Origin of the sequence: Devosia sp. (assembly GCF_040509215.1) — a bacterium.
GTDB lineage: Bacteria > Pseudomonadota > Alphaproteobacteria > Rhizobiales > Devosiaceae > Devosia.
The window spans coordinates 1-16,678 of record NZ_JBEVLL010000330.1 but is presented as its reverse complement, the minus strand read 5'-3'; the positions used below and the strand labels follow the sequence as shown (position 1 = coordinate 16,678).

General features: G+C 62.7%; 14 protein-coding genes. 7 read left to right on the top strand and 7 right to left on the bottom strand.

All coding sequences use genetic code 11. The features are described from left to right. The 3 genes from ABW043_RS18745 to ABW043_RS18735 form a co-directional block, all read right to left on the bottom strand. Positions 1-630: carbohydrate ABC transporter permease (locus ABW043_RS18745; protein ID WP_353922721.1), on the bottom strand; the 630-nt coding region annotated here is incomplete at its 3' end. After that, positions 627-1,589 (bottom strand): carbohydrate ABC transporter permease, encoded by a 963-nt coding sequence (locus ABW043_RS18740; RefSeq protein WP_353922720.1) that lies wholly within the window; start codon positions 1,587-1,589, stop codon positions 627-629. The genes ABW043_RS18745 and ABW043_RS18740, both read right to left, overlap by 4 nt. Continuing rightward, the gene (locus ABW043_RS18735; protein ID WP_353922719.1) at positions 1,589-2,872 is read right to left on the bottom strand and encodes an ABC transporter substrate-binding protein; all 1,284 of its coding nucleotides are present in this window, start codon (positions 2,870-2,872) and stop codon (positions 1,589-1,591) included. The genes ABW043_RS18740 and ABW043_RS18735 overlap by 1 nt, the downstream gene beginning before the upstream one ends. Positions 2,873-3,249: 377 nt before the next feature. On the opposite strand from ABW043_RS18735, the gene ABW043_RS18730 reads away from it, so the two are divergent. The 6 genes from ABW043_RS18730 (at position 3,250) to panC (ending at position 9,566) form a co-directional block, all read left to right on the top strand. Beyond that, complete coding sequence (locus tag ABW043_RS18730) at positions 3,250-4,230, top strand: NUDIX hydrolase (RefSeq protein WP_502908672.1); 981 nt, start codon at positions 3,250-3,252, stop codon at positions 4,228-4,230. A 109-nt stretch (positions 4,231-4,339) separates the two neighbouring features. Beyond that, the gene (gene nadA, locus ABW043_RS18725) at positions 4,340-5,335 is read left to right on the top strand and encodes a quinolinate synthase NadA (protein ID WP_353922718.1); all 996 of its coding nucleotides are present in this window, start codon (positions 4,340-4,342) and stop codon (positions 5,333-5,335) included. 10 nt (positions 5,336-5,345) lie between these two features. After that, positions 5,346-6,896 carry an L-aspartate oxidase gene (locus tag ABW043_RS18720; protein ID WP_353922717.1) on the top strand — a complete coding sequence of 517 codons (1,551 nt, stop codon included), beginning with the start codon at positions 5,346-5,348 and terminating at the stop codon, positions 6,894-6,896. Then, positions 6,893-7,762: a carboxylating nicotinate-nucleotide diphosphorylase gene (nadC, locus tag ABW043_RS18715; RefSeq protein WP_353922716.1), complete on the top strand. Its 870-nt coding sequence runs from the start codon at positions 6,893-6,895 to the stop codon at positions 7,760-7,762. Before ABW043_RS18720 ends, nadC begins: the two co-directional genes overlap by 4 nt. 113 nt (positions 7,763-7,875) lie before the next feature. After that, positions 7,876-8,688 carry a 3-methyl-2-oxobutanoate hydroxymethyltransferase gene (panB, locus tag ABW043_RS18710; RefSeq protein ID WP_353922715.1) on the top strand — a complete coding sequence of 271 codons (813 nt, stop codon included), beginning with the start codon at positions 7,876-7,878 and terminating at the stop codon, positions 8,686-8,688. Between the two features lie 29 nt (positions 8,689-8,717). Beyond that, a complete protein-coding gene (gene panC / locus ABW043_RS18705; RefSeq protein ID WP_353922714.1) occupies positions 8,718-9,566 on the top strand; it encodes a pantoate--beta-alanine ligase in 849 nt (282 codons plus the stop codon). A gap of 30 nt (positions 9,567-9,596) precedes the next feature. Here the strand turns inward: panC and coaBC are convergent, their stop codons facing one another. The 4 genes from coaBC to ABW043_RS18685 all read right to left on the bottom strand — a co-directional run bounded on the left by coaBC (position 9,597) and on the right by ABW043_RS18685 (position 15,023). Beyond that, positions 9,597-10,832 carry a bifunctional phosphopantothenoylcysteine decarboxylase/phosphopantothenate--cysteine ligase CoaBC gene (gene coaBC, locus ABW043_RS18700; RefSeq protein WP_353922713.1) on the bottom strand — a complete coding sequence of 412 codons (1,236 nt, stop codon included), beginning with the start codon at positions 10,830-10,832 and terminating at the stop codon, positions 9,597-9,599. Further along, entirely contained in the window at positions 10,825-11,607 is a 783-nt protein-coding gene (locus tag ABW043_RS18695; RefSeq protein WP_353922712.1) for a type III pantothenate kinase, read from the bottom strand. Before ABW043_RS18695 ends, coaBC begins: the two co-directional genes overlap by 8 nt. A 195-nt stretch (positions 11,608-11,802) precedes the next feature. Continuing rightward, on the bottom strand, positions 11,803-13,866 hold the full coding sequence (locus ABW043_RS18690) for an ATP-dependent helicase (RefSeq protein ID WP_353922711.1): 2,064 nt from the start codon (positions 13,864-13,866) through the stop codon (positions 11,803-11,805). Positions 13,867-13,973: 107 nt separating this feature from the next. Beyond that, positions 13,974-15,023 (bottom strand): AraC family transcriptional regulator, encoded by a 1,050-nt coding sequence (locus ABW043_RS18685; RefSeq protein ID WP_353922710.1) that lies wholly within the window; start codon positions 15,021-15,023, stop codon positions 13,974-13,976. 215 nt (positions 15,024-15,238) lie between these two features. Here ABW043_RS18685 and ABW043_RS18680 point away from each other — a divergent pair, with 215 nt between their 5' ends. Beyond that, on the top strand, positions 15,239-16,624 hold the full coding sequence (locus tag ABW043_RS18680; RefSeq protein WP_353922709.1) for an FAD-binding oxidoreductase: 1,386 nt from the start codon (positions 15,239-15,241) through the stop codon (positions 16,622-16,624). Positions 16,625-16,678: the final 54 nt, after the last annotated feature.

Sequence of the window (16,678 nt, the reverse complement as noted above, 5' to 3'; positions counted from 1 at the left end):
CAGCAGCAGCGCGTTCCAGCTCCAGAGAAACTGCAACACGCCCACCGCGAAGATCGGGCTCGTGGCATTGGGCAGTACCACATGGCGCAGCGTCGAGATCGGGCCACAGCCATCGATCCGGGCGGCCTCGATGAGTTCCTTCGGAAAATCCTCGAGGAAATTCTTCACGAGGAAGATCGACCAGGCAAAGCTGAGACCAATATAGGGGATCAGCACCGCCGCGATATTGTCGATCAGTTTCAGGTCCCGCCACAGCGTGAAGAGCGGAATGACCACCACCTGCTGCGGCAGTACGAAGGCGTTGATGATCAAGATCAGCAACAGCCGCCGGAATGGGAATTTGAGAAAGTGGAAGGCATAGGCCGCAATCGGCGCCAGCAACATGGTGCCGAGGGTCGCCAGCGCCGCGAGCATGCCGGTGAACCAGAAGGCCTGTGCCAGCGGATATTCGTCCCAGACCCTGATCCAGGCGCTGAAGGTGATGCTGACGGTATCGAGCCGCCACCAGCCGAGCGCCACTTCGCTCGGCGGACGCAGCGAGGTCACGACAATCCCCAGCACCGGAATGATCCAGATGGTCGCGATGACGCCGACGAGGATGACCGTCCACCAGTGAATGCGCCCGATCATTTGGCACCTGCCGTACGCTGGATGATGGCGGGGATGGAGATGACGAGCACGGCAACGAGCAGCACCACAGTCGCGGCGGCGCCATAGCCCAGTTTGAACTGGGTCATGGACTCTCGATACATAAAGTAGCCCACGGTTTCGGTGGCGCGGACCGGACCACCGCCGGTCATCACGTAGATGATGTCGAAAGCCCTGAGCGCGCCGAGAAGGTTGATGAAGATGGCGACGCGCACGCCCGGCAGCGACAGCGGCATCATGATGTGCCGCATGATCGAGGTCGGCTTGGCGCCATCCATATAGGCGGCCTCAAGCACGGTTTTGGGGATCGACTGCACGGCCGCAAAGCACAGCATCAGTGGCAGGCCGACTCCACTCCATGACGCGACGAAGATCAGCGCCCAGAGCGCGGTGTTCGGGTCGCCGAGCCAGGAATGGGCATAGCCGGGGATGAAAATGCCGATGATGGCGTTGAGTAGTCCCGCTTTGTCGGGCCGCAGGATGTTGAGCCACATATAGCCCGAGACGGCTTCGGAAATGCCGAAGGTGACAAACATCATGCCGCGGAACGGGGTCGTATGCACCGGCGCGAAGGCGCAGAGCATGGCCAGCGCCCAGCCAAGGCTAACAGAAATCGCCGTCGTGCCGAGGGTGAAGATCAGCGTCGTGACCAGCGTGCCGCGGAACGTCGGATCGTTGAAGAGTGTAACGTAGTTGCCGATGCCGACCCATTTGGCCGGCGCCAAGCCCTTGATGTCAAAGAAGGACAGGCGAATGGTGTCGATCAGCGGATAGACCACCGAAATGCCGAAGAGAATGATGACGGGGGCGATGAGCAACCAGGCCGCCGGCGCCTCCTTGATGCGCCAGCCGCGGGTGATGGGCAGCCGAAGCTGTCCACCCCCAGCGCGGGAGGGAACTCCCGACCGGTCTGTCACCGCTTCTGCGACAGACCTGGTCATCAGTAAGCCGTCGCTGCCTTGGCCTCGATAGCGGCCAGAACTTCATCGACGGTGGCTTCAGTCGGGTTCTGCAGGAACTTCTGCAGTTGCACGCGATATTCGTCGACGAGATCACCCGGCAGAAGATCGCCAAGCACGAACTGCACCTTGGAGCTCGACACGGCGCCGGTCGCGATGGTCTGCACTGGGCCAAGCAAGGAAGCATCCATCGCCGTGCTCGGCGAAGCATAGCCGTAGTTGGCCATGATGTTGGAGGCTTCCGGGCCGACGATAAAGTCGAGGAAGGCATCCGCCGCCGCCGGATTGGCGCCATTGGTTGTGACGTTCAGCTCCTTGGCGTCGACACTTGAAGTGTCGTCAAAACCCATGCCGAGAGTGGGGAACTGGAAGATCGAATAATCGACGCCTTCCGTGAGCCCCAGGTCGTTCTTGAGCGCGGAGTTCGTCCACATGCCGAAGAGCAGGTAGCTTGAGTCTTCGGATGTATAGAGCGTGGGGTAAGGCTGCTCGATGGCGAGCATGGTTGCCGGTTCCGCGCAGCACCCAGCCTGCAGCATTTCGGCATATTTCATCAGCGCCGTTTTGACCTTTGGATCGGTCCAGGGGATCTGATGCGCGGCCAACTGGGCGGCAGCCTCGACGCCGGCCGTGCGCAGCAGCAGCGTTTCGAACCACTCGGTATGAGCCCAGTACTTTGCCGGGATCACGACCGGCGCGGGATAGCCGGCAGCCTTGAGCTTGTCGAAGCTGGCGAGGAATTCTTCCCAGGTCGCGGGAGGTGTGATGCCGGCCTTTTCTAGCTGGGCGGTCTTATACCAGATCGCCGAGCGGTCGCCGTAGGTGTAGGTGATGCCATAGGTGGTGCCGTCGATCGAACCGAGATCGCGCCAGGACTGGCTCAGCTTGTCGTCCCAGCCAAAGCTTGCCCATTGATCATCGATGGGACGCAGGATGCCGGAATTTACCAGTTCGGCGCGGAAAGCGGGCCAGGTGTTGATGATGATATCGACCACCTCGCCACCGAGCAGGGCCGTGCGCATCCCTCCGCGCGCATCGCCCTGGCCGCCGGCCGGCTGGAACTCGCGAATGGTGACGCCCGGATGCAGCTCCACGAACTTGGCTTCGACGTCTTTCCACATCTGGCCATCGGTGCCGGTCTGCCACTGCAGGATAACGAGCTCGCCACTGAGATCCTGAGCGAGGACGGATGGGCTGACCCCGGCAAGAGCTGCGAGCATGACGCCGGCCATGACGGTACGGCGCCGCAAAGTGCGGTTGAACATGATTTTCTCCTCCCTTGACGCGGCTGTATCGCCGCTTCCGTCAAGTAAGTTGAAACGTTATCAACTAAGGACAACTTTGCAATAGAAATTTGGCGGCCGGTGCAAAACCAAGACGGAAGGGACTGCAGCGGGGTGTCGCGAATTCACGCGACGAAAGGAGCAATGGCTGCAGAAAATGCGGGCTTCCCATGAGGGAAGTAGGCGCTTTTTCTTCTTCAGGGTAGCCGCGGCGCAACCACCACTGCCCCATACCGATCATTCGCCGTAGGCTTCCGCCCGTGTCACTCTGCGAGCCTCGGCCTGTGTTCAAATTGGTGAAACTTGCTCAGTGTAGGGTTCTTCGTGATAGTGGACCCGCCACCCAGCAAGTTGGAAATATGTCGTCTTCCCAACCCGATAGAAGCAGCGCTGCGTCCGATACCGAAAGTCTCGCACTCTCGGCGGAACTGAGCGCCGTGATCATCGCCGCCAGCGTGGACGAGCCGATGGTTCTGGTGCGGCCGGGTGCGCCGGTGGACACCTTGCCCGCGGGGCCGTTGCAGTCCGAGCATCGCACGCTGGAAGCCGGCTTGAGGGCCTGGGTCGAGCAACAGACGGGCCTGCATCTGGGCTACGTGGAGCAGCTTTATACGTTCGGCGACGCCGACCGCATCGACATGCCGGCGCGGGGCAGCCGGTCGCTTTCGATTGCTTATCTCGCGCTCGTACGGGCGCTTCGCGCTTCCACGCGTAGCGGCGCTCGCTGGCAGAACGTTTATACCTATCTCCCCTGGGAGGACTGGCGCGATGGCAGGCCCGCGGCCCTTGAGCGAATCGAAGCCTATTTGAAGGCTTGGGCGACGAAGGGCCTATCGGATGTCGGCATCATGAGGGAAAAGCGGGCCGCGCTGGCTTTTGGTCTCGGCAGCGATAGCTGGAGCGACGAGCTGGTGCTCGAACGGTATGAGCTGCTCTACGAGGCAGGGTTTGTCAGTGAGGCGCGGCAGGATGGGGAGATGGCATCCCCCCTCCCTGCGGTCGATGATCCGATGGGGCTCGACCACAGGCGCATCCTGGCCACCGCGCTCGGGCGCCTGCGCGGCAAGATCAAGTATCGGCCGGTGATTTTTGAGCTGATGCCGGAGAGCTTTACGTTGCTCGACCTGCAGCGCACCGTGGAAGGGCTTTCAGGCATGCGACTGCACAAGCAGAACTTCCGCCGTCTGGTCGAGACGCAGGGCCTCGTCGAAGAAACCGGCGAGTACGAGACAGAGACCGGCGGCCGGCCGGCGCGGTTGGTGCGGTTCCGCCGCGAAGTGCTGCTGGAGCGGCCTTCGCTTGGCTTGAGGCTCTCGAGCGCAAAGCGGCCGACCATTTAGGTCTTGACGCGACCTTATACTCAGTCCTAGCATAACCGCACCGGCGCAGAGACGCCGGTTTCGTTTAGGCCACTAATACTCAATTTGAGTACAATTGGGAGGAACCACTTTGTACCCACCTGAACCCGCAGCGCCGACGCTGCCCTTGCCTCTCGTCTATGATCGGGTGCGGCACCATGTTCCTGCCTTCGAGTGGCCGCTGCTGGCCGTCGACGTCGAGGCGATCCTGCGTCTCAAGCGCGAGAAGAACGCCACCATCCTGGCTCACAATTACCAGGCGCCGGAGATCTTCCACACCGTTGCCGACATCGTGGGCGACAGCTTGGCGCTGGCGCGGGAAGCGGCGGCGACGGACGCCGATATCATCGTCATGGCCGGCGTGCATTTCATGGCCGAGACATCCAAACTGCTCAATCCGAACAAGCGCGTCTTCATTCCCGACAGCCGTGCAGGTTGTTCGCTCGCCGAGTCGATCACGGCGGGGGACGTGCGCGAGTTGCGTCGCCAACACCCGGGCGTGCCAGTCGTCACATATGTGAATACCTCGGCCGCCGTGAAGGCTGAGTCGGACATCTGCTGCACATCAGGCAATGCTCTGAAGGTGATACGTTCGCTGGGCGTTGATCGGGTGATCATGCTGCCCGACGAGTTCCTGGCCCGCAATATTGCGGCGCAGGCGCCGGAGATTGAAGTGATCACCTGGGCCGGCCATTGCGAAGTGCATGAGCTCTTTACGCCAGAGGACATTCGCGCCGTGCGGGAAAGCTATCCCGGCGTCACGGTGATGACCCATCCCGAATGTCCGCCCGAAGTGGTTGCGGAGGCAGACTTCTCCGGGTCGACGGCGATGATGGCGGATTTTGTCGCCGACAAGCGGCCGCAGCGCGTGGCGCTCGTGACCGAGTGCTCCATGGGCGACAATCTGGCCCAGCAGTTCCGTGACGTCGAATTCGTCAAGCCGTGCAATCTCTGTCCGCATATGAAGCGCATTACGCTGGGCAATATTCGAGCGGCGCTCGAAGAGGAACAACACGAGGTGCATATTGATCCGCTGCTGGCCGAACGGGCGCGCGCCGCGGTCGAGCGCATGCTGGCGGTCGTTTGAGGCCACAGACATGCGCCAGAATCCAATCATCGTCATTGGCGGCGGCATAGCTGGCCTCGCCACGGCCCTGCGCCTCGCGCCTCTGCCGGTTGTGCTGATCGCAGCTTCTCCGCTGGGTACCGGCGCGGCGACGGCCCTCGCGCAAGGGGGCATTGCCGCTGCGCTTGGTGACGACGACACACCGCTTCTGCACGCCGATGATGCGCTCGTGGCTGCTGCCGGGCTCGGCGATCCTACGATGACCCGGCGGATTGCCGAAGCTGGTCCTGCAGCCATCGACTGGCTGCTGGAACAGGGTATCGGCTTTGATCGCGCGGGCGAAGGAGACGCAATCGCCCTTGGCCTTGAGGCCGCGCATTCACGCCGGCGGATTATTCATGCAGGCGGCGACCGGACTGGTCGGCGTGTCATCGATGGCCTGATCGATGCTGTGCGCAAGACGGCTTCGGTCACAGTGCTGGAAGGCAAGGTGCTCGACCTTGCCATGACCGCGAATGGCGAGGTGGGTGGCGTGGTCTATCTGCCTGTTGGCGCACGACAGGCTTCTGACGCAGTGCTTCTGCCCGGACGCGGCGTGGTGCTCGCGACAGGCGGCGTCGGCGGGCTTTATGCGCATACGACCAATCCTGTGACGGCCATCGGCACCGGCCTTGCCCTTGCCGCTCGCGCCGGCGCGGTGTTGCGCGACCTGGAATTCGTGCAGTTTCACCCGACCGCCATTGCGATCGGCCGGGACCCGATGCCGCTCGCGACCGAAGCGTTGCGCGGTGAAGGCGCCATTCTCGTCAATGGCCGCGGCGAGCGTTTTATGGAAAGCGTCCCGGGTGCTGACCTGGCGCCGCGCGATATCGTCGCCAACGCAGTCTTCCGACAGATCGTGGGTGGCGGACAGGTCTTTCTCGATACCCGAGCGGCGCTTGGCCAAACCGTTCACGCGCGTTTCCCCGGGTTTTCGGCGCTCTGTGCCTCGAGTGGGCTCGACCCCGCCAGCCAGCCGATCCCGATCAGGCCGGCCGCGCATTATCATATGGGCGGCGTCAAGGTCGGTGTCTCCGGCCGGACGACGGTGCCGGGGCTTTGGGCCTGCGGAGAGGTGGCCTCGACGGGGCTACATGGGGCCAACCGGTTGGCCAGCAACTCCCTCCTTGAGGCGGTCGCCCAATCCGCCTGGATTGCCGAGGACATCAAGTCGGGCAATGCCTTCGGGGCAGCGCGGCTGAACCCGCCTCGCATAACGCCGTCCAAGGGACAAGTGCCAGCGGGCTTGCGGCGGCAGATGGATCGCGACGTCGGCGTGGTGCGCGACGCTGCGGGATTGCAGCGCGCAATCCGGGACTTCTGGTTCGCCTTGGCCGAGAACGCTCAGGACGCGACGCTCGCCGCCCTTCTCATTGCCGTTTCGGCCGAGCGTCGGCGCGAGAGCCGCGGTGCGCACCAGAGAGCCGATCATCCCCGGACGTCGGGAATGCCCCGCCACACCGAAATAACGCTGACCGAAGCGCTGGAAAGCGCCAGAGAACTGGCGGAAAGCCGGATTGAAGCTATGGAAGCCTTTGCATGAACGAGACTTTTTCTTCGCTGACCCTTCCGCGCCTCATCACTGAGCCCATCGTTCGCGCGGCCCTGCTCGAAGATCTCGGTCGCACGGGCGATGTCACCAGCGACGCGGTCATACCGATCGAAGCCGTGGCCAGTTGCGCGATCGTTGCCCGTGATCCGGGCGTGGTCAGTGGCGTGGACCTCGCCTGCCTCGCCTTCTCGCTCATGGATGCTTCAATCGCGATTTCGGTGCAGCGACCCGATGGCAGCAAGGTCGCGCCGGGCGACACGATCCTCCATGTGTCCGGCCCTGCCCGCGCCATTCTCGGGGCCGAGCGTGTCGCGCTCAATCTCCTCTGCCGCCTGTCCGGCATTGCAACGGTTACGGCCGACCTGGTCGAGGCTGTGCGCCCGCATGGCCACGCACGGATCGTCTGCACGCGAAAGACTACGCCTGGTTTGCGGGCTCTCGAGAAGGCGGCGGTGCGGGCCGGTGGTGGGGCCAATCACCGCTTCGGGCTCGATGATGCCATCCTGATCAAGGACAACCACATCGCCATCGCCGGGGGTGTGCGCACCGCCATCGAGCGCGCCCGGGCCGCGGCGGGCCATCTGGTCAAAATCGAGGTCGAAGTGGATCGGCTCGATCAGCTCGATGAAGCCCTTTCCGTCGGCGTCGATGCCGTGCTTCTGGACAATATGGACATACCCACCTTGACCGAAGCCGTCCGCCGCATCGGCAATAGCGCGATCAAGGAAGCGTCCGGGCGGGTCACCGCAAAGACCGCACCAGCCATTGCAGCGACGGGTGTCGATATCATTTCGGCAGGCTGGCTCACCCATAGCGCGCCGATTCTGGACCTCGGTTTGGACATAGCTGCCCCGTGATACCTATATAGGGCTGGGAGAAGCGTCGTTGTCCGAGTATCAAAGCCGCGCGTCCCAAGGGCGCAGGTTTGCGTCCGTAGACGCAGGTTTGAAGAATAGCCGTGGAGACCTCGATGTCAGTCCCATCAGCAACCAAGCGATTGACCACTCGCGATATCGGCCGGCTGCGCCAGCGCGCCGAGCCGATCGCCATGTTGACCGCCTATGACAGTGTCATGGCGGCCCTTGTCGATCAGTCCGGCATGGACATCATTCTTGTCGGCGATAGCCTCGGCAATGTGGTGCTCGGGCATGAAACGACTCTGAAGGTTACCCTGGCTGATATGATCCGGCACGCGGCGGCTGTTGCACGCAGCACCGAGCGGGCGCTCGTCGTTTGCGACATGCCCTTCGGGACGACCACCGATCCCGAAACCGCGCTGCGCAGCGCCGTGGAGATTTTCCAGCAATCGGGCGTGCAGGCCGTCAAGATCGAAGGTGGCCTTGCCATGGTGCCGGTGATCAAGCGACTGACCGACTACGGCATCCCCGTCATGGCCCATATCGGGCTCATGCCGCAGGCCGTGCACCAGTTGGGCGGCTACTACACGCACGGGAAGGCGGCTGAATCCGCCGAACGGCTTTCGCAGGAAGCCCGGGCACTCGAAGAAGCAGGTGCATTCGCAATCGTGCTCGAATGCATCGTGCCAGAGGTTGCGACAGCGATCACCGCTGAACTAACGATTCCGACAATCGGCATTGGCTCCGGCCCCGATTGCGCCGGCCAGGTGCTGGTGATCAACGACCTTATCGGGCTCAACACCCGCCCTGCCCCGAGCTTTGCCAAGCCGCGCGCGGATGCTGCCGGGCTGGTGCGGACAGCGGTCGCCGACTATGTGGCCGAGACCAAGGCCTCGGCCGTGCACAAGCGGGCCGGCGCCGCCTGAGGCCCTCTCTTTATCTGGACCACCCTTCGATGACAAAAATCCTTCGCACGATTTCCGAACTGCGGGCATGGCGCAATGCGCTGCCGGCCGGGTCCAGGCCTGGCCTCGTGCCAACCATGGGCGCTCTCCATGTCGGCCATATCAGCTTGATGGACCTCGCCCGGACGCATTGCGACACGGTGATTGTCAGCATTTTCGTCAATCCGCTGCAGTTCGGCGCCAATGAAGACCTCGCGCGGTACCCTCGCCCGATCGAAAAAGACATTGCCATGCTCGAGGCAGCCGGCGTCGATGCGCTGTTCCTGCCCGAACACACTGAAGTCTACCTCCCAGACAATTCCACCTATGTGGACGAGGAAGCGGTTTCCTTGCCGCTTTGCGGTGCGCTGCGCCCCGGCCATTTCCGCGGCGTCGCCACGGTGGTGCTAAAACTTTTCAACCTCACCCAGCCGCACTTTGCCTTCTTCGGGCAGAAGGATGCGCAGCAATGTGCGGTGATCGAGCGCATGGTGCGTGACCTCAACGTTCCCGTCGACATCGTCCGCGGCGCAATCGTGCGGGAAGAGGACGGGTTGGCGATGAGCTCGCGCAACGTCTATCTCGAGCCATCCCAGCGCGCAGTCGCGCCTCTCCTTTACCAGAGCCTGCTTGCGGCCTCCGAGGCCTATGAGGCCGGCGAGCGCGATGCTGGAAAGCTGGAGGCTATCGGCCGCGCGGTATTGGCCCGTGAGCCGGGTATCGCGGTTCAATACTTTGAAGTGCGGGACCGCGGGAGCCTCGCCCCGCTTGAGACGATCGGCACGGACGGTTGCCTCATCGCCCTCGCGGCCTATCTGGGCAATACGCGCCTGATCGACAACCTGCTCTTGGAAGGTTGAGGCCAAACCCGACGCATCGGGTTTTGCGGGCTAGTCTTGTTGAGCCAGGCGCTCGGCGATGACAGCCCAGATCTGTTGGGCAAGCTGGGTCTTGCCCATGGTGTTGAACGGGCGCGGTTCTTCGCCTTTGATCAGCAGCGTGCCGCCATTGGTGTCGACCTGAAAGCCCGTCTCACTCTTCTCCCCGATCCGGGCGACCGGGTTGGCGAACAGAAAGTCCAGGCGTTTGCGTTCGAGCTTGCCCTGGCCGTTTTCGACCACGTTATCGGTCTCGGCGGCGAAGCCGAGAAACCACTGCCCGGTTGCGGCGTCGCGCAGGGAGCCCAACACGTCTACCGAGGGCACCATGTCGAGCACGGTGGCGGCATCGGCGCGCTTCAGCTTTTGGGCCGAGGGACTAGCCACGCGATAGTCCATCACGGCCGCCGTGGCGACGACGCCCTGAACCTCTGGCAGGATTTTCAGGGCTGCCTCGGCCATTTCCTCTGCCGTGCGGACCTCGATGATCCGCAATCGGTCTGCACCACCAGTCGGTGCGACGGGGCGCACAACGCCCTTATCCACCCCGAGGACCATGCTGACCCTGGCACCGCGCGCTAGAGCGGCTTCGGCCATGGCGGCACCCATGCGGCCGGTCGAATGATTGGTGATATAGCGGACCGCGTCGATCGGCGTGGTGGTAGGCCCCGATGTGATGAGGACGTGCAGGCCGCTGAGGTCCTCTGTCTGAACCTCGCTCAATTGCGTTTTGATCGCGAGGACGATGCTCTCGACACTCGCGAGCTTGCCCACGCCGACCTCGCCACAGGCGAGCACTCCGGCGGCAGGGTCAACGAAGCGCGCCCCAGCATCGGCGAGCGCATGGAGGTGCCCCTGCGTCACCGGCTTGTTCCACATCACCGTATTCATTGCCGGCGCAATCAGCAGTGGCGCCTCGGTCGCCAAGGCGACAGTGGTCAGGAGATCATCCGCCAGGCCCAGCGACAGCTTGGCGATGGTGTTGGCGCTGGCGGGAGCGATGACGAAAATGTCGGCCCAGCGCGCCAGATCGATATGCTCGGTGCCCGAGATGCCGGCACCGAAAACAGCCGAACGCACCGGGTTGCCGCTGAGAGTTTCGAGCACCAGCGGCGTCACGAAATGGGTGGCGCTTTCGGTCAGGATGCATTGCACCTGATGCCCCTGCTTCTTGAGCTGGGAAACGACGTCGGCCATTTTGTAGGCGGCGATGCTGCCCGAAATGCCGATCAGGATATTGCTAGCCATTGAGTTGCCCATAGCGAAAGAGCCCCATAAGCGTCAGATCCGGCTGGATATCGAAGCGCGGTGACAGCGTGATCAGTCGCGTGCAGCCGCCCGTCGCGATGAGTTTTGCGCCCTCAAGTCCGGCATCGCGCAGCAGCCGATCGGTGAGGCCTTCAATGAGGGCCTCGTAGCCCTGCAGAACGCCGCTCTGGATCTGTGTTTCCGTCGTATTGCCCACGGCGCTTTCGGGCCGGATGAGCTCGACGGAAAACAGCTTGGCCGCACGGCTCTGAAGTGCCCGCCAACTGGTATCGAGACCGGGCACGATTGCCCCACCAATATAGGCAGGCCGCGCGTCGATGAGGCAGAAGGTGGTCGCAGTGCCGGCATCGACAAGCAGGAATGGCGGCTCGGCGATTGTCAGCGCGCCCGCCACATTGGCGAGGCGGTCCGCCCCGAGCTGGTCGGGGAAAGGCAGGTCGAGTTCGAAATCGCGCTTGAGCCGCGAGGACACCGAGATGACCTCGATCGGCCTCTTGCCCGACATGCAGGCGCCCCGAACGGTCTTTTCCAGTACCGGAACGACGGTGGACAGGATCGCGCGGTCGGCGGTTTCCCAGATGCTGGCGCCGAGGTGCTCGGCAAAGAGCTGGCTGAGATGCACCCGGTATTCATCGGCAGTTGCCAGCGGATCGGTGCGGAAGCGCAGCTCGCCCACCACCTTGCCGCCATCGCTGAAAAGCCCTGCGACCGTGTGGGTGTTACCAATGTCGAGCAGCAGCCAGTGCTTGGTCATATTTCAGAATTCTTTCGACGTCTTCGTGCCAGCGCCGCTGCCAGGAACTCCGCACGCGAATACGGCGTGCCATCCGGCAGTGGTCGCTTTGCCGGTAGCTATGGACCTGGGCCAGCCGTCACGCAATACCGCGACAGTCACCTGAGCTTGTGCACCGCATTGTGGGCTATCAGGCAGTAAAGCCGCCGCCCTACTTCACCACATGCCCCTCATCTTGGCTGCAATATCGACGACGGCCGGCTGGGCCGGATGGATGTCGGCGCGGATGGGGGAGACCGGTGGCCATAGGATATCGTCGAAAAGACCCGTGATCGCGCGCGGAATGAAGCGGGTCCGCTGGGCATAAAGGTGTCGATCGCCGTTGCGCGTCTGCTGGGTGACATAGAAGCGTTGGGGGACGATCAGATGCAATTCGTCCTTGGCGCGCGTCATGGCCACATAGAGCAGGCGCCGCTCCTCCTCCAGCTCATGGGTAGAGCCCGTACCGAGGTCGGAAGGGATGCAGCCATCGACGACATTGAGCACATGCACCGATTTCCATTCCTGTCCCTTGGCCGAATGGATGGTGGAGAGGATGAGGTAGTCCTCATCGCGCAACGGCACGCCCGGCTGGTCGCTGGTCGCGTCCGGCGGATCGAGCGTCAGCTCGGTCAGAAAACGGTTGCGGCTTGGATATCCGGTCGCCACTTGCTCAAGCTGCACGATATCGGCGACGCGGATCGATGCATCCTCGTAGCCGGCCTCAAGGAGAGGCTCGTACCACTGGCGGACATAGGCAAGCTCGAGCGGCCATGAGATTTCCCTGCCGGCCATGCGGCTCACCATGGTGGTGAGATCGGTCCAGTGCTGGCCCGCCTTGCCGGGGGCCGGCACCTCGGTGAGGGCCCATGCCGGATCGGTACTCGCAGCCACGGCGTCGAGAATACGGCCGGCAGTGGTTGGCCCGATGCCGGGCATCAATTGCAGCACCCGGAAACCGGCAACGCGATCACGCGGGTTCTCGACCCAGCGCAGGATAGCCAGAACATCCTTAATATGGGCCGCGTCGAGGAACTTGAGGCCACCAAACTTGACGAAAGGGATATTGCGGCGCGTCAACTCGATCTCAAGCGGGCCCGAATGGCTCGAGGTGCGGAACAGCACCGCCTGCTGCTTCAAAGGCGTGCCCGCCTCGCGCGCTTCAAGGACGGACTTGGCCACATAACCGACCTGGTCTGACTCGTCCTTGACCGTGACGAGAAGCGGCTTCACTTCCGAAACGCGTTCCGACCAGAGATTTTTGGTAAAGCGCTCGACCGCCTGCTCAATGACAGCATTGGCCGCGGCGAGGATCGGCTGGGTCGAGCGATAGTTGCGGTCAAGCGTGACGATATCGGCGGCCGGAGTGAAGGCACCCGGAAAATCGAGAATGTTGCGCACCGTGGCGGCGCGGAACGAATAGATCGATTGGGCGTCGTCGCCAACGACCGTCATGCCCCGGCCATCGGGTCGCATAGCGAGAAGGACCGAGGACTGCAGGCGGTTGGTGTCCTGATACTCGTCGACAAGGATGTGATCGAAAAGGTCCGACACCTGACGGGCAATCATAGGCTCGGCCATCATGCCGGCCCAGTAGAGCAGCAGGTCGTCGTAATCGAGCACGTTCTGCTGCTGCTTGGCCTCCACATAGGCGCCAAAAAGCGTGCGAAGCTCGGCCGACCACATGGCGCACCAGGGAAAGACGGTCTTGAGCACTTCGTCGAGATCGGCCTGGGCATTGACCACGCGCGAATAGATGGCAAGGCACGTGCCCTTGGTGGGAAAGCGCGAGGCGGCTTCACTGAACTTGAGCTCGTGGCGAATCAGATTCATCAGGTCGGCTGAATCTTCGCGATCGTGGATGGTGAAGGCGGGATCAAGACCGATCTGATGAGCGTGCTCGCGCAGCAGACGCGCACCGATGCCGTGGAACGTCCCGGCCCAGGTGAGAGCATCGGTGACAGCGCCGGAGCCGACGCCGAGGATTTTGCCGGCAATCCGCTCGACCCGTCGGGCCATCTCGCTCGCGGCCCGGCGCGAAAAGGTCAAGAGCAGGATGCGCCTGGGATCGGCTCCATTGACGATGAGGTGGGCGACACGATGCGCCAGGGTATTGGTCTTGCCCGATCCGGCGCCGGCGATGACGAGCAGTGGCTTCGGTTCGGCCACGCCGATGCCATGCACGACGGCCAGGCGCTGGTTGGTGTTGAGTGCATCGAGATAGGTGGTGTCGACCGGCACGAATCGATCCTTGGGCAATAAGGCGCTATGGGACCGTATTCTTGTTTTGTTCGCAAGGCTCCTGAGGCGCTTCGCCGGTCGATCAGCACTGCTCGCGCATTGCAGATCTAGTTATCGGGTCTTGTTGAGCCCAGAGGTTCGGCTTCCGAGGGAATATGGGCGCCGTAAGAAAACGGCAGTTGGCCCGGCTCCGTCCCGGGCGTCCGCTTTCTGCGCCAGGAGCCTGGTGGCGAGCCGACGATTTTCTTGAACGCGCGGTTGAAGGCGGCCTCGGATTCGTATCCGACTTCGGCGCCCGCCTGAGCCACGCTGATCCCCGGCGTTTCCAGCCGACGCGCGGCCAACTGCATGCGCCAGCGCGCCAGGTACTGTATTGGTGACACTCCGGCAAAATGGGCAAAACGGTCGGCAAAGACCGAGCGTGAAAGACCAACCTCGCGCGCGAGACGCTCGATGGTCCAGTCTTCGGAGGGGCGGCCGTGAATGAGCCGGAGCGCCAGACCGACCTGCGGATGCCGTAGACCGGACAACCACCCCCGCGAATCCATGGGGAGGGCCGCGATGTGTTGGCGAACGATCTCGATGAAGAGGAGTTCGGCCAGCTTTGCCAGGACGATCTCACCCCCTGCATCATGGCAGTCCGTCTCGGAAACGGCGTGATTGACCAGATGGGACAACCAGACCTGACTTGCCGCGCCCCGGCCGAGAAGGACGCGGGGAAGCGCGTTGATGAAGGGGTTATAGGGCCTGATATCGCAGCCGAGATAACCGCAGACGAACCGGCAGGACTCTTCGCCCATTCCCTGGTTGATCAGGTAGGGCAGTTGCCGATCGATCGGGTGAACAAAGATGGCCAGCTCCGGCCGCGCCCGCATGCCGATTGTGGAGCAGAGGACATGGGCATCATCCATCGGAAAGGCGATGACGTCGCCGGTCTGCAGACGGATCGGTTCAATCGAACCATCCGTCAGCTCGGCCCAGCACGACCCTTCGAGGAGGGTATGGAAGTAAAACACATACTCGGCGTTGGGCATTACCTGATGGGCAATGATCGACGCTCTCGGCGCCTCCGCGACCCATTCGCTGTGGAAGGTGCTGTCAAAGAAGATCGCGCCGGTCAAACGAACTGCAGCAAGCACATCGGAGAGCACATCCATTTGCCTCACCCTGATTACAAAGGCAGTCGAGACAAACGCGTCGCCCAGTGAGGGCAACGGTTGGCCGAGAGAGTCCGCCCTTCCGTAACAACCGTCAATACCGTTCTGGGCGTTCGGACGAACGAGCAATGAAACAGGACGATGGGCCATTTGAAGCGCCAAGCGTCGAGCCTAACGTCGCCGCCGCCATCGGGCGATTGTCGTGGAGGACCGTCATGAACGAGGAAACCATCACCAATTTTGCGGCGAGCATGCGAGGGGCGGTCGTCCGACAGGGAGACGCCGAGTATGATGCAACCCGCCAGCTCTACAACGGGATGATCGACAAGCGGCCACTGTTGATCGCGCGCTGCGCCGACACGGCCGACATCATTACCGCGGTCAATTTCGGGCGGGAGAACGCCCTCGACATCGCCATACGGGGTGGCGGACACAATGGGCCGGGCCTCGGCAGTGTCGATGATGGTTTGATGATCGACCTCTCGCTGATGAAAGGGGTGCATGTCGATCCCGCCAGTGCAACCGTTCGGGTCGAGCCCGGGTGCACCTCCGGCGATGTCGATCACGCCACCCACGTTTTCGGCCTGGCTGTTCCGTTCGGTATTGTGTCAACCACCGGGGTTGGCGGGCTGACACTGGGTGGTGGCACCGGCTACCTGACCCGACAGCATGGGCTAACCATCGACAACCTGCTTTCGGCGGACGTTGTCCTCGCCGACGGCACGTTCAAGACCGCAAGCCAAAAGGACAACCCGGACCTCTTCTGGGCGCTGCGCGGCGGCGGCGGCAACTTCGGGGTCGTCACCAGCTTCGTGTTCCAGGCCCATAAGGTGAAGGACGTGTTTGCCGGACCAATCTTCTGGGATGCCGAAAAGCATGGCGCGACGGTTATGCGCGCCTATCGCGACTTCATCGCCACCGCGCCTGAAGCACTGGGCTCATTCGTGGGTTTGAAAACCGTCCCCTCGATGGACCCGTTCCCACGGGAGCACTGGGGCAAGCGGGCCTGCGCTGTCATATCGTCCTTCAATGGCTCCGAGGCCGAGGGCCGAGCGGTCATGGCGCCGCTGCTGGACCACCTGCCGGAGCCGTTCTTCAATTGGATGGGCATGATGCCCTTCCCTGCCATGCAGGGACTGTTCGACCCGTTCTTTCCCAAGGGGATGCAGTGGTATTGGAAAGGCGACTATGTGAGCGAGCTGAGCGATGCCGCCATCGACGCACATATCGCCCATGCCGCGCGGGCACCAAGCGAGCTTTCGCTCATGCATCTTTATCCGATCGACGGGGCAGTCCACCGCACGAAAAAGGACGACACGGCCTGGGGCACCCGAGACGCGCGCTGGTCCATGGTCATTGCCGCAATCGACGCCAACCCGCAAATGGCCGGTCCACTGACCCGCTGGGGCCGGGAGTATTGGGAAAAGGTGCACCCGTTCAATCAAGGCGGCGGCTATGTAAATTTTATGATGGACGACGAGGGCGATGCGCGCGTGCAAGCCAGCTACGGCGCCAACTACGGCCGACTGGCGGCCATCAAGGCAAAGTTTGACCCGTCAAACCTCTTCCACGTCAATCAGAACATCCGCCCCGCCGGGTAGACGCGCTCTGAACCGGAATTGAAAAAGGGGCCACATCCCCGGATGCGGCCCCTT

Bases quoted from the DNA above. Each gene is read 5' to 3' on its own strand.
- ABW043_RS18740 (WP_353922720.1), bottom strand. From the start codon at position 1,589: ATGACCAGGTCTGTCGCAGAAGCGGTGACAGACCGGTCGGGAGTTCCC.
- ABW043_RS18735 (WP_353922719.1), bottom strand. From the start codon at position 2,872: ATGTTCAACCGCACTTTGCGGCGCCGTACCGTCATGGCCGGCGTCATG.
- ABW043_RS18730 (WP_502908672.1), top strand. From the start codon at position 3,250: ATGTCGTCTTCCCAACCCGATAGAAGCAGCGCTGCGTCCGATACCGAA.
- ABW043_RS18720 (WP_353922717.1), top strand. From the start codon at position 5,346: ATGCGCCAGAATCCAATCATCGTCATTGGCGGCGGCATAGCTGGCCTC.
- nadC (WP_353922716.1), top strand. From the start codon at position 6,893: ATGAACGAGACTTTTTCTTCGCTGACCCTTCCGCGCCTCATCACTGAG.
- panB (WP_353922715.1), top strand. From the start codon at position 7,876: ATGTCAGTCCCATCAGCAACCAAGCGATTGACCACTCGCGATATCGGC.
- panC (WP_353922714.1), top strand. From the start codon at position 8,718: ATGACAAAAATCCTTCGCACGATTTCCGAACTGCGGGCATGGCGCAAT.
- coaBC (WP_353922713.1), bottom strand. From the start codon at position 10,832: ATGGCTAGCAATATCCTGATCGGCATTTCGGGCAGCATCGCCGCCTAC.
- ABW043_RS18695 (WP_353922712.1), bottom strand. From the start codon at position 11,607: ATGACCAAGCACTGGCTGCTGCTCGACATTGGTAACACCCACACGGTC.
- ABW043_RS18685 (WP_353922710.1), bottom strand. From the start codon at position 15,023: ATGGATGTGCTCTCCGATGTGCTTGCTGCAGTTCGTTTGACCGGCGCG.
- ABW043_RS18680 (WP_353922709.1), top strand. From the start codon at position 15,239: ATGAACGAGGAAACCATCACCAATTTTGCGGCGAGCATGCGAGGGGCG.